The sequence below is a fragment of the Dickeya undicola genome (assembly GCF_000784735.1).
GTDB lineage: Bacteria > Pseudomonadota > Gammaproteobacteria > Enterobacterales > Enterobacteriaceae > Dickeya > Dickeya undicola.
This window is the reverse complement of sequence record NZ_JSYG01000030.1, coordinates 37251-56914: the sequence shown is the minus strand read 5'-3', so window position 1 is coordinate 56914 and position 19664 is coordinate 37251. Positions and strand designations below refer to the sequence as shown.

General features: G+C 56.8%; 16 protein-coding genes and 2 pseudogenes. 7 read left to right on the top strand and 11 right to left on the bottom strand.

The genetic code is table 11. The annotated features are described in order from the left end of the window. From OB87_RS19975 to OB87_RS13685, 3 genes are all read left to right on the top strand, one after another. On the top strand, positions 1-468 hold a 468-nt coding region (locus tag OB87_RS19975; protein ID WP_200884302.1), incomplete at its 5' end, for a DNA/RNA non-specific endonuclease. 9 nt (positions 469-477) lie between these two features. Continuing rightward, the gene (locus OB87_RS13690; RefSeq protein WP_033569982.1) at positions 478-876 is read left to right on the top strand and encodes an NTF2 fold immunity protein; all 399 of its coding nucleotides are present in this window, start codon (positions 478-480) and stop codon (positions 874-876) included. Positions 877-1355: 479 nt separating this feature from the next. Beyond that, the gene (locus OB87_RS13685) at positions 1356-1742 is read left to right on the top strand and encodes an acyl-CoA thioesterase (RefSeq protein WP_033569981.1); all 387 of its coding nucleotides are present in this window, start codon (positions 1356-1358) and stop codon (positions 1740-1742) included. 103 nt (positions 1743-1845) lie between these two features. Here the strand turns inward: OB87_RS13685 and OB87_RS13680 are convergent, their stop codons facing one another. Next, the gene (locus OB87_RS13680; protein ID WP_033569980.1) at positions 1846-2778 is read right to left on the bottom strand and encodes a nucleoside recognition domain-containing protein; all 933 of its coding nucleotides are present in this window, start codon (positions 2776-2778) and stop codon (positions 1846-1848) included. Between the two features lie 263 nt (positions 2779-3041). Here OB87_RS13680 and mltB point away from each other — a divergent pair, with 263 nt between their 5' ends. Then, positions 3042-4145, top strand: a complete 1104-nt coding sequence (mltB, locus tag OB87_RS13675) for a lytic murein transglycosylase B (protein WP_033569979.1) — start codon at positions 3042-3044, stop codon at positions 4143-4145. 384 nt (positions 4146-4529) lie between these two features. Here the strand turns inward: mltB and iolB are convergent, their stop codons facing one another. From iolB to iolG, 8 genes are all read right to left on the bottom strand, one after another. After that, positions 4530-5357, bottom strand: coding sequence for a 5-deoxy-glucuronate isomerase (iolB, locus tag OB87_RS13670; protein ID WP_033569978.1), 828 nt, complete (start codon positions 5355-5357; stop codon positions 4530-4532). Between the two features lie 22 nt (positions 5358-5379). Continuing rightward, positions 5380-6270 carry a myo-inosose-2 dehydratase gene (iolE, locus tag OB87_RS13665; protein WP_033569977.1) on the bottom strand — a complete coding sequence of 297 codons (891 nt, stop codon included), beginning with the start codon at positions 6268-6270 and terminating at the stop codon, positions 5380-5382. Positions 6271-6298: 28 nt separating this feature from the next. Then, positions 6299-8221: a bifunctional 5-dehydro-2-deoxygluconokinase/5-dehydro-2-deoxyphosphogluconate aldolase gene (locus tag OB87_RS13660; protein ID WP_033569976.1), complete on the bottom strand. Its 1923-nt coding sequence runs from the start codon at positions 8219-8221 to the stop codon at positions 6299-6301. A gap of 54 nt (positions 8222-8275) precedes the next feature. Next, complete coding sequence (locus OB87_RS13655) at positions 8276-9409, bottom strand: Gfo/Idh/MocA family protein (RefSeq protein WP_033569975.1); 1134 nt, start codon at positions 9407-9409, stop codon at positions 8276-8278. 17 nt (positions 9410-9426) lie between these two features. Then, complete coding sequence (locus OB87_RS13650; RefSeq protein ID WP_033569989.1) at positions 9427-10461, bottom strand: ABC transporter permease; 1035 nt, start codon at positions 10459-10461, stop codon at positions 9427-9429. Between the two features lie 16 nt (positions 10462-10477). Continuing rightward, a complete protein-coding gene (locus tag OB87_RS13645) occupies positions 10478-12025 on the bottom strand; it encodes a sugar ABC transporter ATP-binding protein (protein WP_033569974.1) in 1548 nt (515 codons plus the stop codon). 56 nt (positions 12026-12081) lie between these two features. After that, positions 12082-13002 (bottom strand): substrate-binding domain-containing protein, encoded by a 921-nt coding sequence (locus OB87_RS13640; RefSeq protein ID WP_395856911.1) that lies wholly within the window; start codon positions 13000-13002, stop codon positions 12082-12084. Between the two features lie 172 nt (positions 13003-13174). Beyond that, positions 13175-14161, bottom strand: coding sequence for an inositol 2-dehydrogenase (iolG, locus tag OB87_RS13635; protein ID WP_033569972.1), 987 nt, complete (start codon positions 14159-14161; stop codon positions 13175-13177). 811 nt (positions 14162-14972) lie between these two features. Here iolG and OB87_RS21180 point away from each other — a divergent pair. Both OB87_RS21180 and OB87_RS21175 read left to right on the top strand, forming a co-directional pair. After that, positions 14973-15755: pseudogene (locus OB87_RS21180) on the top strand (PAS domain-containing protein); the annotation flags it as partial. A gap of 174 nt (positions 15756-15929) precedes the next feature. Continuing rightward, a pseudogene (locus tag OB87_RS21175) lies at positions 15930-16277 on the top strand (methyl-accepting chemotaxis protein); the annotation flags it as partial. 29 nt (positions 16278-16306) lie between these two features. On the opposite strand, the gene OB87_RS13625 reads toward OB87_RS21175, so the two are convergent. Continuing rightward, positions 16307-16828, bottom strand: coding sequence for an NUDIX hydrolase (locus OB87_RS13625; RefSeq protein ID WP_050515721.1), 522 nt, complete (start codon positions 16826-16828; stop codon positions 16307-16309). A 324-nt stretch (positions 16829-17152) separates the two neighbouring features. On the opposite strand from OB87_RS13625, the gene sbmC reads away from it, so the two are divergent. Beyond that, positions 17153-17614, top strand: coding sequence for a DNA gyrase inhibitor SbmC (gene sbmC / locus OB87_RS13620; protein ID WP_033569971.1), 462 nt, complete (start codon positions 17153-17155; stop codon positions 17612-17614). A 101-nt stretch (positions 17615-17715) separates the two neighbouring features. Here sbmC and iolD read toward each other — a convergent pair whose 3' ends face one another. After that, positions 17716-19647, bottom strand: a complete 1932-nt coding sequence (gene iolD / locus OB87_RS13615; RefSeq protein ID WP_033569970.1) for a 3D-(3,5/4)-trihydroxycyclohexane-1,2-dione acylhydrolase (decyclizing) — start codon at positions 19645-19647, stop codon at positions 17716-17718. Positions 19648-19664 lie beyond the last annotated feature (17 nt).

Sequence of the window (19664 nt, the reverse complement as noted above, 5' to 3'; positions counted from 1 at the left end):
ATAGCGGGGGGTGAGAGTAACTACGGGTATGTCTCAAATCCCATGTGCTGGGTCGATCCGTTTGGGTTGGCAAAGTGCCCGACGTTAACTCATGGGGCTAACGGGGAAATATTATCAGCCAGAGCTACCGTATCGAAAGCCGAGCTTAGAACGGGTTCTGGAACAAATCAAAGCTCCAGAGATTACGCCCGTTCATTAGGTAATCAAACCGATGATGCCGGACACATATTAGGCAATGTTCTTGGTGGGCAAGGCGGTAAAGGGAATGTGTTCCCGCAGTTGCCTGGTATTAACCGTGGTGAATATCGAGTGTTCGAAGATCAAGTCAGAAAATATATTGATAAAAATGGAACAGTAGATATTGACTGGGCGTTTAAATATGGAAACGGTGGAACCCGACCTACAGAAATCTACTATGACGTCTATCAAAATGGCCAGAAAGTCTTTGGTAGAATATTCAATAACTAAGGTGTTTTTATGACTGGGTTATCTAAAGCTGAAAAGGTTCTAAAAGAATTTATCATTCAAATGAATCAGTGGGAGTTGAAGTATTACCCATTATTCAGAAATGAAGGAATGACTGTGCATAAAGATGCAGCCAAAAAGGAACTTGATGATATATATGCTCTCTTCTGCACAAAAAAAGAAAGAAAACAGGGCAGGCAAATATCGCTATCATGTGGTGAACCACCAGAGTATTCACCAGACGAAGAAGTATTAAGTAGTGAGTTAAATAAAAATAAATGTGTATTTATAACTCAACAACATACAGGATTTAAAAATCAATATCGCTATACTCTTCAATTTAAGAATGATGAGTGGCGAATTGATAAGAAAGAATGGTTTGATGACAAGTGGAAGCAAGCCTACTTATAATAAAAGCCGGAAGTGATCCCCACGATCCTTCCGGTTTTATTTTATCCGCCGCTCAGTTGCAGCGACTTACGGATGCCTTATTCACACCAACTCCAACCCACTCGGCCCCCTCAGCCACGGTGCCAGCCTGTTCATCAAATGAGGCGACAACGGCGCGTTGTGGCGTCAGACCTCCGGCGCGTTCGACCCTGACGTCGGGCACCGATGCCGAAGACCATACCTGGTACTACGAATACGACGTGATCGGCTGGCTGACGTGGGGGCGTTATCGCATTTACTATGGGGATTCAGTATTGTATACCCCGCTAATTCGAGTTGCAGGACATAATGCTGGTGTATTGAGCAACGCCACGCGTTAACCCGTCGAGGTGAGCTCCCTTGATGGCGGACCAATCGCGCCAGCATACCTGAAACTTGGCGTATGGCAGGTATATAGCAACAAGCTTGTCACCGTGTAACCACCAGACCAGGATGCAGAAATGTTTTCAAAACATTATGAGGTTGAGGATAGCCATATCGATTTCCAGGGCGTTGTCGATGGTCTTTATTACCCATTTTATATGGAGTGGACGCGCCATGCGTTCATGAAAGAGTCACTAGGCATTGATATTGAAGAGGAATTCAAGCAGGGGAAAGTCTATATGGTCCTTGAGTATTCTCTGCGCTTTCGTAAAAGCCTGCAAAAAGGCGATCAGTTAGAGGTTACCTGTCAGTTGGAGAAAAACGAGAAGCGCAATCGTGTCAATTTCGTTCAGTTGATTAAGGTCGACGGCGTCACATACGCAGAAGCCACTTTTGTCGCCACGTGTCTGACTAACGGCCGTCCTTCAATGCCAGAAGCCGTGACCAATGCGCTAGCAAACTAAGAGATAAATGTCATCAAGGGGTAAAAACGCGCCTTGATGACGGTTCTTTCACACAACAGATGACGATGATTCCCGATTCGGTCGATCCTGACGTCAGGATGATTCAAAACATCACCCCATGCAGTACTGCTCTGATCACTATACCGAACAGCGCGCCCAACGCGGCATAGCGGAATAAGCGGGTGAAGCGAGAGCCAACCCCCAGAAAAATGCCGATACCCGGTAAATCAAACGTCTGTATCAGCAGCCCGGCAGAGGCGTTAATCTGACTGGCGGTCATTTTTCCCTGCTGGATCAGATCGGACACCACGCCAAAATAAGCCGTACCGCCCGCCAGGCATTTCACCAACGTCGGCATCACAAAAACAGGAGAAATATTGGCCGACGCCAACAACGGTGAGAAAAAGCGCTCTAGCGCGGTCACCGCGCCAGCGGATTGCAGTATGCCAACAATCGTCATGGAAAGAATCAGCATCGGCACCGATCCGAGTGCTAACCTGATGGCATCCGCCCCGGCGCTGTTAATAATACCGATAACGCCTCTGGCCGTCGGTTCTTCAGCAGAAACATCGCCAGAACGCCCACTTTCCTGCGCAGAGAGGTTGCGCCCCAGCACATGGTAGGTTAACGCCGCTGCCGCCAACCCGCCGATAATCGAGATCACAATGGCCGCAGCCCAGTGCAGGCCAAATGGCGTTAACGGATAAAACACGTTGCCCTGCCCCATAGCAAACACCATCGCCAGCGTCGCTGCCATATGGCGATCGGACGTCCCGCGTTTTTCCATAATCGATAACGTCGCCAGTGGTGCGGCAAAACTGACAAAGTTAAGCTGAATCAACGCAAAGGTACTCATACCGGTGAGCCCGAAAGGCTTGAGAATCGGTGCCATCCACCGAACCAACGCATCGACGATGCCCTTCACTTCCAGAAACCGCATGATGACCAGCATCACGACCATAATCGGCAACAATGTATACAGCGCAACATCAACGGAAGTTTTTCCCGATGACATGATGATTCCAATCACGTTCATTTATTATCCCTGCACGGGTGGAACAACGCCGGTTATCGCCACTGACGGCTCGGCCCCGGTTTTCTTCCCGGCTATTTTCGTGACAATCATCACAATATTCCACAACGTTTTTATCGTTACGCCATCGAATCATTGCCGACATCCGATACAACCACTGACCAGCCCTTATTGTGCGCCGGTCCGTCACAATTCGGTTTTTTCCCTATAGACGTTGCGCTACCATGACCGCCACGTTGTTTTTGACTGAATTATATGGATATCTGATGCGTCGCCTGGTTGCTGTTTTCCCGCTGTTGTTGGCACTGTCCGCCTGTAGCAATAAATCCGCTGAGCCCACCGGGGCTGAAATTATCGGTACACCCGCCGCTGCGGCACCGTCTGGTGGTTTTCTGTTATCCCCCACCCACGCTGGTGGTATGCTGACCAGCGGCGATTTCGCCAGTAGCCCGGATGTGGACCGCTTTGTCGACAAAATGGTGCGGCAGTATGGCTTCGAACGGCAGCAACTGCACGACGTGCTGGCACAGGCGCAGCGGCTAGACTGGGTGATCCGGCTGATGGACAAACAGGCACCATCGCCGTCCACGGCCACCCCCTCCAACATTCCCAACGGAGCCTGGCTGCGCTACCGCAAACAGTTCATCACGCCAGATAACGTACAAAATGGCGTCGCTTTCTGGAATCAGTACGCCGATGCACTGGCACGTGCTCAGCAGGTTTACGGTGTACCGCCGGAGATTATCGTCGGTATTATCGGGGTAGAAACCCGCTGGGGCCGGGTGATGGGTAAAACCCGCATTCTGGATGCGCTGGCAACGTTAGCATTCTCCTACCCGCGCCGCGCCGAGTATTTTCAAAGCGAACTGGAGTATTTCCTGCTGATGGCGCGGGAAGACGGTTTCGATCCGTTATCGCTGCGCGGTTCGTTTGCTGGCGCGATGGGTTACGGCCAATTCATGCCGTCAGCGTTTAAGAAATACGCGGTAGATTTCAACGGCGACGGCGTTCCTAACCTGTGGGACCCGGTGGATGCTATCGGTAGCGTCGCCAACTATTTCAAATCGAACGGCTGGCAGCCTAATGGTCAGGTAGCAGTGACCGCCAGCGGACAGACCTTTGCGCTGGAAACCGGCTTCAAGACTCGCTACTCCCTGTCGACACTGGCAGCAGCCGGGCTGCGTCCCACCGCATCGCTGGGTGGCGAGCAGGAAGCCAGCCTGCTGCGTCTCGACATGGGCAGCTACTACCAGTTCTGGTACGGCCTGCCGAACTTCTACGCCATCACCCGTTACAATCACAGCGTGCACTACGCGATGGCGGTATGGCAGTTAGGGGAAGAAGTCAGAAAAGCACGGCAGGGGTATTAAACCTGAGTCCAACTGCTGACAAACCCTTTAAGTACAGGGTGAACGGGTTTTCCGGCGTCAAAAACTGTGCTGAGGTGGGCGACTTCGCCGGGTGAGCCGCATGGACGCGGCGAAAGCCCGTGCCGCTCCGGGAGAGCGTCACGGGCGGCCCGAACAGCGAAGGCGAACGCCGAAGGAACCGCGAAGCGGCATAGTTTAGCCCTCAAGCCAGTGGTCAAGGAGAGGCGGCGTTTGAGCCTCTCCTTGTCGTGCGTGCGATGAAATGGCAAAGAAACGGCTCTGTTCATTCCGCACGAAACTATTCACCGCCCAGGCAGACGTCACCATACCAAACAACATGACCAGTTGGGTTGGCAACCCGGTTTTATCTGCACGATAAAAACCTCACCCGCTGTGTTTTGCCGCGTATTCCGCACTATTCACCCACTGGTGGTCCTGCTCCCAACTAAAACGCCACTGGCGCACTGGCCCGGCCATCACGTTGAGGTAGTAACTGTCGTAGCCCGCCAGCGTCGCCACCGGATGATAACCGCGCGGCACCATCACCACGTCCCGGTCATATACCGCCATGCACTCGTCCAGCGAGCGATCCTCGGTGTAGACCCGTTGCAGGCAGAACCCCTGCGGCGGGTTGAGCCGGTGATAGTAGGTTTCTTCCAGATAGGTTTCCTGTGGTGGATTATCAACATCATGTTTATGGCTGGGATAAGAGCTGGTGCAGCCCTCGTCGGTGTAGACCTCGACCACCAGCAGACTATCCGCTGCCTTGTCCTCCGGCAGGATGTTGTGCACGAAACGGCGATTGCGCCCGCTGCCACGGGCTTGTGCATCGATATCCTGCGGGGCGATCAACCGAGTGGGGTAATTGCCATTGCCCGGCGCTGCGCATACTGCCAATTCCAGCGGCGTATCGGCGATGACGGTCACCGTTTCCCCCGGCGCAACGTACACCGCCCAGGGTTTCTTCCGCTCGAACGGGTTCATGCGATCGCCGATATGCTCAAACCGTGCCTGCGGCGTTGCCACCGTCGCCCGGCCGCCCACCAACACTAAGCAACGCTCTTCCGCCACCGCCGGTAGCATCAGTTCCGCGCCAGTCGACAACTGGTAAACCTCAAACCCAACATGACGCCAGCCCGCACGAGCCGGGGTAATCTGCTGGATGCGGCCTTGCGTATCCGGCGTATGATAACGGGACAATAATTCAGACATGCAACCTCCCTGCCGACAACCGTTAGATCAGGCCTGCATCACGGGCAAACCCACGCAGGTTATTGAACCCTAGTGTGGCGTAAGTCAGCGGATGTGCCACCGCCGGGTCCTGCTCCGCTTCCACCACCAGCCAGCCCTGATAATCCTGCGCTTTCAGCAGCCGAAACAGCGACGGATAATCGACGCAACCATCGCCCGGCACGGTGAACACGCCGCTTAATACGGCATCCAGGAAGCTGGTTTTGCGGTTTTTCACCTCTTTCAGTACCTCGGGGCGAATGTCTTTACAGTGCACATGGTTGATTCGCTTCGCCCAACGTTGCGCCACCGCCAACGGGTCAGCACCGGCAAAGGTGAGGTGACCGGTATCTAACAGCAAGCCCACTTCCGGCCCGGTATGGGTCATCAATTGGTCTACGTCGTCGGCGGTTTCAATCACCGTTCCCATGTGATGGTGATAGGCTATCTGCACGCCCTGCTGCTGAGTATAACGGGCGAATTCGCTGAGCTTGTCGCCGTATTCCTGCCAGCGCGCCGCAGGAAAGCGCGGGCGCAGATGCACTGGTGTGCGCTGCTCGCCGTGAATAGCGCCGGTCACTTCGGCGAACACCAGCACGGTGGCACCTAACTCACGCAGCAGGTTGAGGTGATCCTGCACCGCGGCGATTTCCTCTTTTACCGAACGGGTCAGCAACTGGCCGGAATACCAGCCGGACACCAGGCTCAGCCCGTGTTTTTTCAGAATCGGCCCCAGCACGCCAGACTGGCGCGGGAACTTGTTGCCCAGCTCGAATCCAGCGAAACCGGCCTGTTTCCCTTCGCTCAGGCAGGTTTCCAGCGGAGTTTCTGCCCCCAGCGACGGCAGGTCATCGTTGGTCCAGGTCAGCGGATTGATACCCAGTTGAACAGTCATTCTCGATTCCCTCTCATAGTAAATGGATTTAGCCGCGTTGACGCCACAGGGCGATCAGTTGCAGGTAGTTATCTTTAACGTCGGTGATCAGTTGCTGATCGTCGATATCGCCGCGCAGCCACTGCTGCGCTGGCTGGGCAAACAGCGTGCGTCCTACTGCAAACCCTTTCACCACCGATTGACCGGCGGCAGCCTTGAAGCCTTGTCGCAGTGTGTCGAGTGGTGCGTCCAGCCCGAGGATCACCACACCGCGACAGTAAGGATCGCGCTCAGCCAGCAGACGCTCCAATCGCTGCCAGCCGTCGGCGGACAGCGGCGGCAATTTCCACCAGTCCGGCCGGACGCCAATGTTGTAGAAACGCTGGATCGCCCGCAGGTACAGCTCATCGCTGCGCGACATGTCGGCGGGCAGGATCACCTCCAGCAGCAGTTCGTGGCCGGACTGGCAGCAAGCCCGGTATACCTCGCTCACTTGCCGCTCCTGCGCCAGCCGCAGCGGGCTGTCGTCTTCCGGATGGAAAAACACCAGGCACTTCACCACCTGTTCCAGCGGCCAGTTCACCAGTTGCGAGCCGATATTGCCGTGTTCCAACGCCAGCGGACGCGACCCCGGCAGCTCTATCGGGCGACCGATCCACCAGCCTTGTCCGGTGATGGTATTGAGCGCGTCCTGCCCGAAGGTGCCGTCGCATAATAGTCCGGCCTTGCCCGATGACGCGCCATCGCCCTGTAAGCCAGCCTGCTGCGCCGCCTGATGGCTGGCCTGAAGAATCAACTGTTTAAGCTGTGGAATACGGCTACGCTCAGCACCGCAGGCCAGCGCCATCTCCTCCAGTTGGATACGGTGATCGAAGGCGATCACGCACAGCTCCTCCCAGCGCTGACGGCGGGTAGTGACGCGGTGCAGGTGATTCAGCTCCGGGTCCAGATCCGGGCGCGGCACCGCGTCGGCGCGTGCCAGATAGTTATCCAGCTCAATGCGGCTCGGCATCGCCGGGGCGCAGCCGTGGCGAGACACCACCAGCGCACCGCAGGCATTGGCGTAAGCACAGGCTTTCTCCCAGCCTTCGCCGCTCAGGTAACCACGCAGCAGGCCGGACATGAACGCGTCGCCCGCCCCCAGCACGTTGAGCACCTCGACGCGCACGCCTTTGACGGTAATGCCCTCATCCAGCGACGCGGGGATCTCACCGGTGAATACCGAACAGCCGAGTGGACCGCGCTTGCACACCAGTTCCGCCGCGGTATGCGCCCGCACCTGACGCAGCGCCTGCAACGTGTCGGTACTGCCGCCAGCAATGTGAAATTCCTCTTCGGTGCCAACGATCAGATCGAACAGGTGCAGCACCTGTTGCAGTTGTGCCGTCACCGCCGCCGATTCGATAAAACGGGTTTCACCGTCGCCTGGTGAAGTCAGCGCCCACAGCACCGGCCGGTAGTCGATATCCAGTACCGTTTTTACACCGTGACGACGGGCGTAGCGCAACGCGGTCAGCACCGCCTCGCGGGTGTTCGGGTGCGACAGATGGGTGCCGGTGATCGCCAGACAACGTGACGAGGCGATGTAATCCTCGCTGACGTCTTCCGGCGTGATCGCCATATCGGCGCAGTTATCGCGGTAGAAGATCAGCGGGAAGGTTTCCCGATCCTTGATGCCGAGCAGCACCAGCGCGGTCAGGCGCGTCGGATCGGTTATCAGGTGGCTGGTGTCGCAGCCGACCTGCTGCAACTCTTCACGCAGAAAGCGCCCCATGTGCTCGTCACCCACCCGTGCCAGCATGGAAGAGCGTAGCCCCTGTCGGGCGGTGCCGTAGGCCACATTACCCGAAGAGCCGCCCAGATATTTGGCGAAACTGCCCATGTCTTCCAGACGCGCACCGATCTGCTGACCGTACAGGTCCACCGCCACGCGCCCCATGCAAATCACATCAAACTGCTTTTGCGTACTCATCACGCCCATTCCTGTCAGTCAAAAAAGGAAATCGACAACACGTCGGCACGACCGTTATCCCGCTTCATGCACCGCTACCCAGCGAGCCGCCTGATGCGACAGCACAATGGCGTCCAGCACCTGAGAAACCCGCCAGCCTTCGTCAAAGTCGGGCCACAGCGGCAGGTCGGCGGCGATGCCGTCGATTAAATCGCGTACCTCGACGGTTTTTTGATCGTTAAAGCCGAAACCGTGCCCGGCGCTGGCGCAGAACGCCGCGTATTCCGGGTGCTGCGGCCCTACCAGCAAGGTCTGAAACCCCTGTCGGTTGGCCGGGTCGTCATGCCGGTACAGTTTTAGCTCCGCCATGCGTTCCTGCGTAAAGCTGATGGCACCACGGGTGCCGGTGATGACATAACTCAGCCCCATCTTGCGTCCACACGCCACACGTGAGGCTTCGATCACCCCGCGCGCGCCGCTGGCGAAACGCACCATCGCGTGCGCCTGATCTTCGTTCTCCACCGTCACCTGGTCGGCGCTACCTGCACTCACCGGCCGCTGCGCCACCACCGTTTGCAGGTCACCACACACCTCGATGATGTCGCCCACCAGGTAGTGCGCCATATTGACGATGTGCGTCCCCACGTCGCCCAGCGCGCCCAGCCCGGCGGTATGCCGGAAGCAGTGCCAGTCCGCCGGTTTGCGCGGGTCGGCCAGATAGTCTTCGTTGTGGGTGCCGTAAAAGTGGGTTACCTCGCCGATCTCGCCGCGTGCGATGATCTCTTTCGCCAGTTGCGCTGCCGGGTTCTTCATATAATTGAACCCCACCAGCGTTTTCACCCCGGCCTGACGGGCGGCATCCGCCATTACGTGTGCATCGGCGGCATTGAGCGCCAGCGGCTTTTCCGAATAGACGTGCTTGCCGTGGCGAATCGCCGCCATCGCCATTTCCTGATGCAGAAAATTCGGCGCGCAGATATCCACCACATCGATAGCCGGGTCAGCGACCAGTTCGCGCCAGTCACCGGTAGAACGGGCAAAGCCCATTTCCTGCGCCCGTTGCTTTGCCAGCGCCGGTGAAACCTCCGCCAGCATCTCGCACACCAGTTGCCCCTTGAGTGGATACACCACCGGAGCCTGGGCATAGGCAATGGCATGAGCACGGCCGATGTAGCCGGTGCCGATCAAACCAATTCGAACCTGTTTCATGTCTGTCGCTCCCTGTGTCAGATGGCACCGCGTCGGCTCTTGGCGTAGGTATCGAACGCCACCGCCAGTACGATGATGAGGCCAGTGATGATCTGCTGGTAGTAAGCCGAGACGTTCATCAGCACCAGCCCGTTAATCAGGATCCCCATGATGACGGAACCGATGATGGTGCCGCTGATGCGCCCGTAGCCACCCATCAGCGAGGTGCCACCGATTACCACCGAGGCTATCACCCGCAGTTCAAACGAAATACCGGCCACCGCTTCAGCACTGCCCAACCGGGCGCTGAGAATGAAACCCGCCAGACCGGCCAGTGCGCCGATCACCACGTAAACACTGACCAGTACCCGCTGCACGTTAACGCCAGCCAGCCGTGCCGCTTCGGTGTTGCCGCCGATGGCGTAGACAAAGCGCCCCCAGCGGGTTTTATGCAGCGCCAGCCAGCCTAACAACGCCACCAGCGCGAAGATCCAGATAGGGATGGAAATGCCGAGCAACTCGCCACGCCCCCACCAGCGGTAACCGGGGTCAAACCCGGCGATGGGCGCACCGTCGTTGACAACCAGCGTCAGGCCACGCCAGATGGTCATGCCGCCCAGCGTGACGATAAACGGCGACAGCCGCAGACGAGTAACGCCCAGCCCGTGCAGGAAGCCGATCACGGTGCCCATCGCCAGACAAATGCCAATCCCCACCAGCCAGCTCATACCGCCCCAGGCCTGAGCATCAACCGTGGTGAAGTTATCGCCTTTAATCACGTAGGCGGCGGTCATGGCGCATACCGCCAGAATCGACCCGACCGACAGATCAATACCCGCGGTCAGGATCACGAAGGTCATGCCCACCGCCATGATGCCGTAGATAGACACCTCGGTAAGGATGTTGGTGATGTTGCGTTCGGTCAGGAAGTTACTGTTCTGCGACTGGAAAAAGATCAGCAGCAGGATCATGAAAATGAACACCCCGAAACGCTCGAAGAAGGCGATCGGGTCGATACGTCCCCGGCCGTTGGTCGGCGTCGGCAGTTTGGTTCGGGATAAGGGTTGTTGCATACTCATGGGCTCTCCGTTATGCGGCCTGTTGTGCGTCATGGCAGATGGCCATCAGGGTCATCAGCCGCTCTTCCGTGGCGTCATCGCCGTGCAATTCGCCGGTAACCCGGCCTTCGCTAAGGGTGATGATGCGATCGGAAATCGCCATCACCTCTGGCAAGTCGGAGGAAATCACGATCACCGCTACCCCCCGTTTTGCCATATCGAACAGCACCTGATGCACCTCGGACTTGGTGCCGACATCGATGCCGCGCGTCGGCTCATCGACAATCAGCACCCGCGGGTTGAGCGCCATACAGCGCGCCAGAATCACTTTCTGCTGGTTGCCGCCGGAAAGCTTGCGCACCTCCTGCTCACTGTCCACCATCTTGATGCGCAACGCTTGCCGATAGGATTCAATCAGTTCGTCCTCGCGGCGGGTGTCGACGAAATAACGCCAGCGCAGCAACGACGACAGGCTGGAAAGCGACAGGTTGTTGCGGATAGACAAGCCCAGCACCGCACCTTCTTTCTTACGGTCTTCCGGCACCAATGCGATGCCTTGATCGAGCGCGTGCAGCGGGTCGACCGGGTGATAAGGTTGGCCATCGAGCCAGAACTCACCGGAGGTAAACGGGTCGGCACCAAACAGGCAGCGCGCGACTTCGGTACGCCCGGCTCCCACCAGCCCAGCGATGCCGAGGATCTCGCCCGCGTGCACCTGAAACGCAATGTTGTCGAGCGCAATGCCGTGCGAGTCGAGTGGCGGTTTTTCCCGGCACAGCCCTTTCACCGCTAACCGCACCGGTTTGTCCTGATGATAGGTTTCCGACGGCGGGCGGCGGGTGAACACCACGTCACGCCCGACCATCATGCGGATGATGCCCGCTACGTCGATATCAGCCACGTTGCCGGAACCGGTGTAACGGCCGTCCTGAAATACCGTGAAGCGGTCGCATAACTGGAACACTTCGTGCAGTCGGTGCGTCACATAAATCACGCTGACACCGCGCGCTTTCAGTTCGCGCACCACCCGATGCAGGCTCTCTACTTCGCTGTCGCTCAGCGCGGCGGACGGTTCATCCATCACGATCAACCGGGCGTTAAGGGTCAGTGCGCGGGCGATTTCCACCATCTGCTGTTGTGCCACGCTCAGCCGCGCCACCTGCGTGGTGGGGGCAATATTCAATTGCAGGTATTCCAGCACCGTGCGGGCTTCCTGATTGACCGCTTGCGCGTCGACAAACAACCGGTTGCGCTGTAATTCGCGGCCGAGAAACATATTTTCCGCCACCGTCATATTGGGCAGCAGATTGAATTCCTGATAGATGGTGACAATGCCACGGTTCTGCCGTGCTACCGGCGAGTCCTGCGGCGACAGCAATTCGCCGTTAAAGTGGATATCACCACTGGTCTGAGGTTGCGCACCAGCCAGCGCCTTGAGCAAGGTGGACTTACCGGCACCATTCTCGCCCAGCAGGGCGTGGATCTCTCCTGGCAGGACCGTCAGTTGCACCTTGTTGAGTGCCCAGACGCCGGAGAAATTCTTGGCCAGATCGGTAATCTTCAGTAAGGGTTCAGTCATGGAATGGCCCTCGTTGCGCACCGGCCACCAGGCCGGTGCGTGAGTGGTGTGTCCGCTTATTTACCCGCTTCGCCGATACGTTCCGCGTCGTTCAGGTTGTCTTTGGTGATCATGGTCGGCGGATAATCTGCGCCGGTGATCGGGGCTTTGGTGCGAATATTGTTGGTGAGTTGGGTCATCGCCTGTGTCACCGCGTAGCCGGGGCGCTGGTCAGCCGTTACCGCCAGCCAACCGTCACGCACGCGGGCCAGTGCTTCCGGCACCGCGTCGAAGCCGGTCACCATCACGTCGCCCGGTTTCAGCCCCTGGCTTTGCAGCGCTTCGATCGCCCCCAGCGCCATGTCGTCGTTGGCCGACAGAATCACCTGCGGGCGCTTAGGCAGCGACGGCAACAGGCTTTCAACGATGCGCATCCCTTCGGAACGCATCCAGTTACCGGTCTGATCCGCCACCAGGTGATACTTGCTGCCGCCCGCTTTCAGGCTGTCGCGGATGCCCTGGGTTCGTTCAATGTTGGACGATGACCCCGGCTGCCCGGTCAGCAGCACGATGTCAGCACCGTTCGGAAAACGTGCTTTGACGAAATCGGCAATCGCCTGGCCGCCCTTGTAGTTATTGGCACCGAAGTGCGGCACTTTCTTGTCGGTTTTCACCGAGCGGTCCAGCGTCACTATCGGCAGCCTGGCGTCCTGAATTTCCGTGACCGCCCCCGACACCGCATTGACGTCGTTGGGCGACACCACAAAGCCCTGCGCGCCACGGGTGATGGCATTTTCCAGGTCCGCCACCTGTTTCGGGGAACTGCCCTGGCCGTCCAGCACCTGTAGGTTGACGCCCAGTTCTTTGGCGGCCTTGACTGCGGTACGCTGCATGTGAACTTCAAACGGCATCGCCAGATTGGGGGTACTGAATACAATCTGTTCGTTCTTGGCCTGCGCCAGACCGGACGACATCGTGAAGGCCATGGCCGCAGCCATGAGGGTTATCTTTTTCATGGTGTTGTCTCTGTATCAGTTGGGTGTAGGTATACCCGTCATATTTCCAATCGCAGGTGTGCTGCGTGTTGCCCTGCCATTCGACGTATTCTGGGTATAGAGGTCAGTTCATCTTGTTATAAGGGGCCGTCAGCATATCGGCCCTCTGGTTATATCAGAGCGAAATAGCACGCCCCGTCGTCAGCGATTCCAACGCTTTATCGGCCAGATACAGCGCCCGCTCGCCGTCGACGCCACTGCACTCGGGCTGGGTGCGCCCGTGCAGCACTTCAACGAAATGACGCCATTCCGCCGCGTAGGCATCGCGGTAACGCTGTAGGAAAAAGTGTTCCGGTTTGGCAGCGAGGCAACCGGCTTCGCCCCAGTGTTCCACCTGATTTTCACGAATATTGCCCGCGCTCAGCACGCCACGCTCGCCGTGCAATTCCAGCCGCTGGTCGTAGCCGTAGCCGGAGCGGCGGCTGTTGACGATGGTCGCCATCGCGCCGGAGGCAAACTTGAACACCACAAAAGCGGTGTCGATGTCGCCAGCCGCGCCGATAGCCGGGTCCACCAGATTGCTGCCCTGCGCGAACACCGACACCGGCTCTTCGCCCATAATGAAACGCACCATGTCAAAATCATGGATGGTCATGTCACGGAACATGCCACCGGACACGCGCACATACTCCGCTGGCGGCGGCGATGGGTCGCGGGAGATAATCATCAGCGACTCGGGCTTGCCGATACGCCCTTCGCCCGCCAGCGTTTTCACCCGGCGAAACTGCGGGTCGTAGCGGCGGTTAAAACCGACAAACAGCGGCACCTGCTGCTGCTCCACCACCTTCAGGCAATCACGCACCCTGGCGATATCCAGATGTACCGGTTTTTCGCAGAAGATGGCTTTGCCATGTCGGGCAGCCAGTTCAATCAGGTCGGCGTGGGTATCGGTGGCAGAAGCGATCAGCACCGCGTGTACTGCCGGGTCGGCCATCGCCTCGTCGATGGTTTGCAAGCGGGCCTGATATTTATCAGACAGTGCCTGGGCATTGGCGGGGTTGGGGTCAACCACCGAATAGAGACAGGTTTCCCGATGTTCGGTGATGTTAACGGCATGAACCTGGCCGATGCGGCCAGCGCCCAGTAAAGCAATGTTAAACATGGCTGCTCCCTCGATACCGCAGGGTATCTCTGGTTGGTTGTAGGGGTTCAGGGTCTGTTCTGCTTGTTAGAGTAAAGATAATAAAACGTTTATTTCAATTTCAGTAAAACTGGAAATTATGTTTTTGCGCGCCAGCTAACATTTTGGTGACATATGAGCAAAATAGTGTTAGCAAAATCACGAAACGGCAGCCGGATCGTCAGCCCGTTGCAGAACCAGAGAAAACCCGATAACCGGCTGGAATGCGTAAAAAAGAGCCACGCTGAACCTGGCAACTGATGTGCAGATAGCACGCGCTATAGGCTGATGGACATCAGCGAAAGCACATCCTTTTCCACCATAAAAATGAAATGAATGTTTCAATGTTGACGGTTATTGCAGAGAAAGAAGTGTACCGATACCGGATTATCGAACCCCGCTTCAGTCTTTCCTAATGACACGAGTGCTCTTGAAATAAGATGAGAAAAGTACGGTAGACATGCATCATGAATACATCACAACCCGCAAAGAATAATCCACCAGTAAAAAACAACCCGAAAAATAATTAACACAAAAATAATCACACCAGAACTTAAATAATAATCACGCCACCTATGCGGACAACGCTAAAAGCACACGGCCCTCAACCCTGTATTATTTTGAGTATAAAACCGCATTCAGGGCTACCATAAATCCAAATCTGCACTATTACTTTCTTATTAGCTCCACATCATTTACCCACCATGTTTCATGGTTGCAGCCGTATCGCGCTTACTGCAACCCGAATGACGTAAAGCATAACAAGATCACTGGTAAGTTTCCGGTATAGGGGATGGCGATGTTTGGATTATCAAAAGTGCTGAATACCGAAGGAAAAAAGATTACGGCATCGAAGGTAAGCTCGCTGGAATATGATATGAATGCGATTAAGCAAAACATCGCTTATATCGAATTTTTGCCCGATGGCTCCATCCTGTACGCCAACTCACTATTTCTCGACCTGATGGGCTATACGCTGCATGATATTCAGGGTGAACATCACCGTATATTTTGTAACCCACACTACGTGACTTCAGATGCGTACTACTCATTTTGGCGGCGACTGGCGAACGGAGAATCCTTCTCTGGGGTGTTCGAACGTTATAACGAGCAACAAGAGCTGTTATTTCTGAGAGCCACCTATTTTCCGGTCAAAAACCGTCATGGCGAGGTGATTAAAGTCATTAAGCTGGCGACTAATATTACCCAAAACCATCAAAGCCTGCTGGACAAAGAATCCATCCTGTCTGCGTTACATCGGTCACTGGCGGTGATTGAGTTTACCCCAGAAGGACACATCATCTGGGCTAACGATAACTTCCTGAAAACCATGGGTTATAGTGAGGAAGAGATTACCGGCCAACATCACCGTATATTCTGCTACGACACGTTTTACCGCGAAAACCCGCACTTCTGGGACAAACTCCGGAATGGTGAGTCCTTTGTTGGCCGCTTTGAGCGCAAAACAGCACAGGGAGAGCGGGTTTGGCTGGAGGCCAGTTATAACCCGATTCTTGATGACAATGGTCATGTATACAAAATCATCAAATTTGCATCCAACATTACAACCCGTGTCGAAAATGCCAAGCGTATTGCCGATATTGCCGTGACCACGTCAGAACAGACGTCGCAAATTACCTATAACGCCAACGATGTGTTGAGAGAAACCATCAACAATTCAGAGCGGATCCTGGAGCAGGTCAAGTCAGCCTCCGAAATTGGCACCCGCTTGCATGAACATGCCCAAAACATTAGCGCCATGATCGGCACCATTGATGGTATTGCGGCACAAACCAACCTGCTGGCGCTGAATGCCGCGATTGAAGCCGCACGGGCGGGGGAATCCGGTCGGGGCTTTTCCGTGGTGGCACAAGAGGTGCGCAAACTGGCAACCTCAACCTCGACGGCAACACAACAGATAACCCATATGGTGGCGGATAATGCCAGGCTAATTGAGCAGATATACCAACAAATGGAGCAGATTAATCAGTTCCTGACTAATGAACAGGAAAAAATACAGGACCTGTCACGCGGCTTTAGCGAAATCAACAGTGGTGTGTCCGCGTTTGTCGAAGTCATTCATCGGCTGAACGTGTAATGCCTTGTTCCCGGCGGCGAGCGGAGGCGTTATTCGTCCCAGACTTCGAGTGGTTCATTAATCATATATCCGGCGATCAGCGCATCGACATGCAGTGGAAGGGTGATGGGATAGAAGGTTTCCTGCGACCTTTTTAATTCGTCCAACGGCCACCACTGATAGTGAAGGTGGTCCTCACGTTCGAACGGTTCTCTATGACGCTCGTCAATAGCTTGAGGCGCTATTTCGATTCTGGCACAGCAAATCGCCTCATGCTGCAAACGGCGTTCTCCCCGGTAGGTATAGAGGACGTCCCGTTGCCATCGCGGTGAGCTGACTGACGAGGCTGAGAGGGTAATTCCCGTTTCCTCGTAAAGTTCGCGTACCACTGCCTGAGTGATCGACTCGCCCGGTAAAACACCGCCGCCGGGCAGTTCCCAGGATTCTAAAAACGCCGGATTGCTGGCGTCTCGGGTGCTCAGGAGAAGTACACGGTTTGAACCGTCAATAAGCAATACACGCGCAGCAAATCGCTCTTTACGTCCACTGAGGTTCTTGATCGACTTCGGCATAGCTATCAATCTCATTTATTTGTCCCACAATGGGATCTTACACGGTATGTACCCAAAATAATTCGAGTTGCAGGACAAAACGTATTGCGTTTTGAACAACGCGAAGCGTTGGCCCTTCAGGGCAAGGCTCATGTGAGCCTTGTAACGCGGCAAGTGAGTGAATCCCGATGAGCTTACTCAGGTAAGTGATTCGGGTGAGCAAACGCAGCCAACACACCTGCAACTTGAAGTATGACGGGTATAGCGCGATGAAACATGCCGCTATCATGCCCGCAGTTGGGAAAACCGATAAATACACAGTCATTCTCTTCGTAAGGATCAGATATGGATTACAGCGTTCAGCATGTAGATAAACGCCATGCGGCCGGGTTCCGTCTGGTAGGGCCGTGGGAACAGACGGTGCCGCAAGGATTTGAGCGACTGATGAAATGGGTGGACGAGCACGCGGTACAACCGCTGGAATGGATTGCGGTTTATTACGGCAACCCGCAAGACACCCCGCCGGAAAAACTGACCGCGGATACCGTGGTCAGCGTGAGTGCTGATTTTCATCTGCCCGCCAGCAGCAGCGGAGCGATCACAACGGCGATCGCCGCAGGTCAGTACGCGATTGCTCGCGCGCGCGTATCCAACGACGATTTCGGTGCTTCATGGCAGGCATTTTTCGCCACATTGCTTGGCGATGGAAACACCATCGACCCAGAGCGAGCCTGTTTCGAGGTCTATCTCAATGACGGCTATAACGACGGCTACTGGGATATCGACATGCATATCCCGGTTCAGTGACACAACGCATTGATAGCAGAAATGACGTCATCACGATGATGAGCGGCGGCCCCCGCGACGTTCATCATCGCGGGGGCCGAGATGGCTAAACACCATCAGCCTTAATACTGTCGGGCTTTTGAACGCTGTAATTGCACCTCGCGCGCCGCGGCTTCAATCGCCGGGTTGTCCGCCACCTGCGCGGTGCCGGTGTTCCACCAGGCGTCGTAGCCGTGGGTCATGGTTTTCGGCAGTACTTTGATATCCAGCAGACAAGGGCCGGGATGTGCCTGCGCCTCGCGCAGCGCCTGCAATAACGATGCGTCGTCCCGCACCGTCCATGCGCGACAACCGTAGCTTTCGGCGTTGCGGGCGAAATCCACCGTCACCAGCGGGCCGGTCAGTTTACCGCTGTCATGGTCACGCCGCCGATTCTCGGTGCAGAAACTGCCCATCCCCTGGCTCATTTGCAGGTTGTTGATGCAACCGAATCCGGCGTTGTCGAACAGCAGCACGGTAATCTTGATGCCTTCCTGCACCGCGGTTTGCAGCTCGCTGTGCAGCATCAGGTAAGAACCGTCGCCCACCATCGCGTATACCGGCTGTTGCGGCGCTGCCAGCCGCGCGCCCACCGCCGCCGCGATCTCGTAGCCCATGCAGGAGTAACCGTACTCCAGATGGTAGCTGTCCGGCGTTTTCACCTGCCACAGCCGTTGCAGGTCACCGGGCAGCGACCCGGCCGCGCCCACCACGATGGCGTCGTCTTCCAGCGCGTCGTTCAGCAGCCCCAGCACCCGGGTTTGCGTCAGGCGGGTGCCGAGTGTTTCGCGGTATTCCGCCAGTTGTGCCTCCAGATGCCCGGCGATTTCCAGCCCCTGCCCGTCTTCGTCGCGCCGTTCAGACAACCGCTGACGTTCGCGTTGCCAGTCGAGGCGTGTCTGCGCGACCTCCGCCCCCCAGTCGCTGCGATAGCCCTCGGCGTCCAGCGCCTGCGCCAGTTGCGTTAACCCTTCGCGGGCGTCGGCGATCAGCGCGGTGGCATCCAGTTTGAACGCGTCGAACTCCGCTACGTTGAGCAGCAAAAACTCGACTTGCGGATGGGTAAACAGCGATTTTGAGGCAGTGGTAAAGTCGGTCAATCGGGTGCCAACGCCAATCACCAGATCCGCCTGTGCCGCCAGCCGGTTCGCAGCCTGCCCGCCGGTCACGCCAATGCCGCCCAGATTAAGCGGATGCGCCGACACCAGCGCGCCCTTGCCCGCCTGGGTTTCGCCAAACGGCAAATTAAAGCGCTCGGCAAACTGGCGGAAAGCCTCGTGTGCACCGGCATAACGCACCCCACCGCCACAAATCAACAACGGGCGACGTTTGCGCGCCAGTAGTGCCGCCGCCTGTGCCAGCCGGGCGCTATCCGGCGGACGGCGCTCCAGATGATGCACCCGCCGCTGGAAGAACGACAGCGGGTAATCCCAGGCTTCCGCCTGCACGTCCTGCGGCAGGCACAGCGTTACCGTGCCGGTATCCGCCGGGTCGGTCAGCACCCGCATGGCGTTGACAAGCGCGCTCATTAGCTGTTCCGGGCGGCTGATGCGGTCCCAGTAGCGCGACACCGGCCGCAGACAATCGTTGGTACTGATGGTGGCGTCATGATACTGCTCGATTTGCTGCAACACCGGGTCGGGCTGACGGCTGGCGAACAGATCCCCCGGCAGCAGCAACAGCGGGATGCGGTTGGCAGTGGCGGTGGCCGCCGCCGTCACCAGATTGGCGGACCCCGGCCCCACCGAGGTGGTCACCGCGTACACGCGCCGCCGCCGGTGCTGTTTGGCAAACCCCACGGCGATGTGCGCCATGCCCTGCTCGTTGCAGCCCTGATGCACCTGCAAGTGCCCGGCATCCTGCTCCAGCGCCTGCCCGATGCCGAGCACGTTGCCGTGCCCGAAGATGGTCATCACCCCGGCGAACAGCGGCGTTTCCTCGCCGTCCACCTGGAGATACTGCTGATTGAGAAACCGGACCAGCGCCTGCGCCGTGGTCATTTTCAACGTGTCCATCGTTTGCTCCCGCAAGT

Coding starts and splice junctions, on each gene's coding strand:
- OB87_RS13690 (WP_033569982.1), top strand. CDS start 478: ATGACTGGGTTATCTAAAGCTGAAAAGGTTCTAAAAGAATTTATCATT.
- OB87_RS13685 (WP_033569981.1), top strand. CDS start 1,356: ATGTTTTCAAAACATTATGAGGTTGAGGATAGCCATATCGATTTCCAG.
- OB87_RS13680 (WP_033569980.1), bottom strand. CDS start 2,778: ATGAACGTGATTGGAATCATCATGTCATCGGGAAAAACTTCCGTTGAT.
- mltB (WP_033569979.1), top strand. CDS start 3,042: ATGCGTCGCCTGGTTGCTGTTTTCCCGCTGTTGTTGGCACTGTCCGCC.
- iolB (WP_033569978.1), bottom strand. CDS start 5,357: ATGTCTGAATTATTGTCCCGTTATCATACGCCGGATACGCAAGGCCGC.
- iolE (WP_033569977.1), bottom strand. CDS start 6,270: ATGACTGTTCAACTGGGTATCAATCCGCTGACCTGGACCAACGATGAC.
- OB87_RS13660 (WP_033569976.1), bottom strand. CDS start 8,221: ATGAGTACGCAAAAGCAGTTTGATGTGATTTGCATGGGGCGCGTGGCG.
- OB87_RS13655 (WP_033569975.1), bottom strand. CDS start 9,409: ATGAAACAGGTTCGAATTGGTTTGATCGGCACCGGCTACATCGGCCGT.
- OB87_RS13650 (WP_033569989.1), bottom strand. CDS start 10,461: ATGCAACAACCCTTATCCCGAACCAAACTGCCGACGCCGACCAACGGC.
- OB87_RS13645 (WP_033569974.1), bottom strand. CDS start 12,025: ATGACTGAACCCTTACTGAAGATTACCGATCTGGCCAAGAATTTCTCC.
- OB87_RS13640 (WP_395856911.1), bottom strand. CDS start 13,002: ATGGCTGCGGCCATGGCCTTCACGATGTCGTCCGGTCTGGCGCAGGCC.
- iolG (WP_033569972.1), bottom strand. CDS start 14,161: ATGTTTAACATTGCTTTACTGGGCGCTGGCCGCATCGGCCAGGTTCAT.
- OB87_RS13625 (WP_050515721.1), bottom strand. CDS start 16,828: ATGCCGAAGTCGATCAAGAACCTCAGTGGACGTAAAGAGCGATTTGCT.
- sbmC (WP_033569971.1), top strand. CDS start 17,153: ATGGATTACAGCGTTCAGCATGTAGATAAACGCCATGCGGCCGGGTTC.
- iolD (WP_033569970.1), bottom strand. CDS start 19,647: ATGGACACGTTGAAAATGACCACGGCGCAGGCGCTGGTCCGGTTTCTC.